Origin of the sequence: Frankia sp. AiPs1, assembly GCF_023716945.1 — a bacterium.
In the GTDB taxonomy this organism is placed as follows: Bacteria; Actinomycetota; Actinomycetes; order Frankiales; family Frankiaceae; genus Frankia.
Window position 1 is genome coordinate 1 of sequence record NZ_JAMQQF010000594.1, and the last position, 3,628, is coordinate 3,628.

Consider the following 3,628-nt stretch of genomic DNA (forward strand, 5'->3'; position numbering starts at 1 on the left):
GGCCTGGCCCGGGGCGAGGAAGTCCGCGGCCAGGGTGCCCCAGCGGGCGAGCTGCGCGCCGGTCTCGGCGACCTGGAGCCGCGCGCCGCCGATGAGCGCGGCGAGCCGTTCGGCGGTGGAGACCGGATGGCCCGGGTCGCCGGCCCAGGCCAGGACCAGGACCGGGACGTCGATGCTGGCCAGCGCCTGCTCGGAGGGAAGATCGGAGTCGGCGGCGCCGCGCAGGACCGACGGGAAGAGCTTCTCGCTGATGTCGGGGGCCGGCGGGTAGCCGGGCAGGTCGGCGAAGACGGCGGGCACGGAAGCGCTGGCGGCGAGCTCGGCGAACAGTCCCGGGCCGCGGGTCTCGACCAGGTCGGCGCCGCGCCGGTAGAGGTCGGCCTGGGCCGGGCGCGACGCCCACGCGGTCGGGGGAGCGGTCAGCACGAGCCGGTCGAAGCGGCCTGGCGCGGCCACCGCGGCGTGCAGCAGCGTGCCGGTGCCCATCGACGAACCGATCCCGGCCACCGGCGAAGCCCCGGCGAGCTGGTCGAGCAGCGCGAGCAGGTCCTCGGCGAGCTGCGGCCAGGTGTACTGCGCCGGGACCGGGTCGCCGGTGGACTGCCCGTGGCCCCGGGCGTCGTAGGCGACCAGCCGCCGGCCCGCGGCGACGACGGGCGCCCAGTCGAACAGGCCCGACGCCGCCTCCGACGCCCGGCTCTGGGTGACGCCGTGGGCGTAGACGGTGAGGGGACCCGTGCCGGCGTCGGTGTAGGCGAGCGCGGCGCCCCGGACGTGCGCGGGGCTGTCCGCCGCGTCGGAGGGGGCGCTCGGTCCCGCGGTGTGTCCGGTCATGGCGACATCCTGCCAACCATCGGGGCGGGACGCGCGTCCGGGCGACAGCGGATCGTCACCGACCGGACCGTCACCGACCGGACCGTCACCGACCGGTCAGGGCCTGCCCTCGGCGCCGACGAGCTGGCCGACGATGTGCTCGGCGATGGCCAGCGACGACGTGGCGGCCGGGGACGGGGCGTTGCGGACCACCGTGACCCGCCCGCTGGTACGGATCACGAAGTCGTCGACGAGCTCGCCCGAGCGGCGCACGGCCTGCGCCCGCACGCCCGCCGGTGCCCGGGTGAGGTCGCCGGCCTGCACTTCCGGCAGGTAGCGGCGCACCGCGGTGGCGAAGCGGCGCCGGGACAGCGAGCCGGCCATCTCGGCCAGGCCGTTGCGCCAGTGCTCGCGGGCCAGCCGGCGCATTCCCGGCCAGGTCAGCACCCGGGCGAGGTCGCGCGGGTTGACGTCGCGCCAGCGGTAGCCCTCCAGGGCGAGGGCGAGCACGGCGTTCGGGCCGACGTGGACGCCGCCGGTCAGGTCGCGGGTCAGGTGCACGCCGAGGAACGGGTACCGCGGGTCCGGCACCGGGTAGACGAGCCCGCGAACCCGGTCACGCAGACCTTCGCGCAGATGGTAGTACTCGCCGCGGAACGGAATGATCCGCACGTCGCCCGGGTCGCCGACCATCGCCGCCAGCGCGTCGCTGGACAGCCCGCCGCAGGCGACGAGCCGGTCGACGCGCAGGGTCTGCCCCCCGGCGGTGACGGCGACCCGGTCACCCTCGTCCCGGATGGCGGTGACGGGGCTGGACAGCAGCACCCGCCCGCCCCGCGCGGCGAGGTCGGCCGCCAGTGCCTCGCACACCGCCCGGTAGTCGATGACCGCCGTGTGCGGGGAGTGCAGCGCGGCGATCCCGGTGATGTGCGGCTCGATCTCGGTCATCCCGGCGCGGTCGAGTCGCACCAGGTCGGGGACCTGGTTGCGCCGGGCGCGGTCCTCGATGACCGCGAGCTGTTCGAGTTCGGCGTCGTTCGTGGCCACGACGAGCTTGCCGAGCTCCTGGAAGGCGATGCCGTGCTGCTGGCTGAACTCCCGCAGCAGCGCGCCGCCGCGCAGGCACAGCGTCGCCTTGAGGGAGCCGGGCTGGTAGTACAGCCCGGCGTGGATGACGCCGCTGTTGTGCCCGGTCTGGTGGGCCGCCAGGCGCGGCTCCTTCTCGACGACGACGACCTCGGCGCCGGGGTGGCGCAGCGCGAGCTCGCGGGCCACGGCCAGCCCGATGATGCCGCCGCCCACGACCCCGTACGTCGCCCGCCCGACCGTCCCCGACCCGTTCGCGGCCGTGACGTTCGTGGCCGTGACGTTCCTGGTCGTGACGTTCCCGGTCGTGCTCGACGCCGTGGCGCCGTGATCCTCCGACACGCTCATCCGGCGAGCCACCCTCCGTCGACGTTGATCAGTTGTCCGGTGATGTACGCCGACGCCTCGGCGAGCAGGAAGACGACGGCACCGGCGAGGTCCGCGGGTTCGCCGAGACGGCCCATGGGGATGCGCCCGGCGACCCAGGCGGCCCGCTCGGCGTCGGCGAACAGGTCCGCGGTCAGCGCGGTGCGGATGTAGCCGGGGGCGACGCAGTTGACCCGGGCGCCGCTGCCCGCCCACTCCACCGCGAGCGTGCGCACGACGCCGAGGACGCCGGCCTTGCTGGCGGCGTACGCGGCGACGTCGCGCAGCCCGATCGAGCTCGCCAACGACCCGATGAACACGTGGCTGCCGGCCTCGCCCCGAGCCGCCTGCGCCCGGTGCACCGCGGTGCTCAGGAAGAACGGCGCGCTCAGGTTGACCGTCAGAATTCGCGCCCAGTCGTCGACGGCGAAGTCCACGGCCGGCGCCCGGTGTTGGATCCCGGCGGCGTGCACGACGCCGTGCAGCGGTCCGGCCAGCCGCTGCGCGCCGGCGACGAGGTCGTCGGCGGTGTCGGGCGTGGCGAGGTCCCAGGGCAGCACGTGGATGCGGCCCGGGTCGGCCAGTGCGGCCGTCTCGGCGAGTTCGCCCGGCGTGCGGGCCACCGCGACGACCGTGGCACCGGCCCCCGCCACGCCGAGCGCCATGGCCCGCCCCAGGCCCCGCCCGGCGCCGGTGACCAGCACCGTGCGCCCCGCGAGCGGCCCTGAGGTCGCCGTCGGCCCCGGACCGCCTGGCGGTCTCGGACCGTTCGTCGGCCCCGGACCGCCTGGTGGGCCTGGATCGCCTGGTGGGCCCGGATCGTTCGGGGCGGCGGTCACCAGCGGAACCGGATCGCCGTGGTCTTGGCCCGGCGGTAGAAGTGCAGGGCCTCGAGGCCCTGCTCCTTGAACGGCGAGCCGGACTCGCGGAAGCCGCCGAAGGGATGGTGCACGTCCCAGCCGGAGGTGGGCAGGTTCACCGCGACCTGGCCGGCGTCGGCCCGGTCGAGGAACAGGTGGGCGGCGCTGAGATCCCGGGTGAACAGCGACGCCGACAGCCCGTAGACGGAGTCGTTGACGGCGTCGACCGCCTCGTCGAAGCCGTCGACCGTGCGCACCGCGAGGACGGGACCGAAGACCTCGTCGCGCCAGATCGACATCGCCGGGGTGACGTCGCCGAGGATCGTCGGTTCGACGAAGCAGCCGTGGCTCAGGCCGGCGTCCGCCGGGGTGCCGCCGCCGGCGAGCAGCGTCGCGCCCTCGGCGCGGGCCCGGTGGACGTGGTCGAGCACCGAGTCGCGCTGCGAGGTGTTCACCACCGGGCCCATGGTGGTGTCCGCCTCGATGCCGGGGCCCAGCCGCAG

The 3,628-nt window shown here is 75.7% G+C and carries 4 protein-coding genes; all 4 read right to left on the reverse strand.

Annotation, left to right across the window (positions count from 1 at the left end):
* A partial coding sequence (locus ND748_RS27965; protein WP_251749188.1) for an alpha/beta fold hydrolase occupies positions 1–834 on the reverse strand: 834 nt, incomplete at its 3' end.
* A gap of 96 nt (positions 835–930) precedes the next feature.
* A complete protein-coding gene (gene lhgO / locus ND748_RS27970) occupies positions 931–2,247 on the reverse strand; it encodes an L-2-hydroxyglutarate oxidase (RefSeq protein ID WP_251749189.1) in 1,317 nt (438 codons plus the stop codon).
* A complete protein-coding gene (locus ND748_RS27975; protein WP_251749190.1) occupies positions 2,244–2,969 on the reverse strand; it encodes an SDR family oxidoreductase in 726 nt (241 codons plus the stop codon). The genes lhgO and ND748_RS27975 overlap by 4 nt, the downstream gene beginning before the upstream one ends.
* A 131-nt stretch (positions 2,970–3,100) precedes the next feature.
* On the reverse strand, positions 3,101–3,628 hold a 528-nt coding region (locus tag ND748_RS27980), incomplete at its 5' end, for an aldehyde dehydrogenase (protein WP_251749191.1).

What these genes read in the sequence shown, in the direction of transcription:
- lhgO (WP_251749189.1), bottom strand. Translation starts at nt 2,247, where the DNA reads ATGAGCGTGTCGGAGGATCACGGCGCCACGGCGTCGAGCACGACCGGG.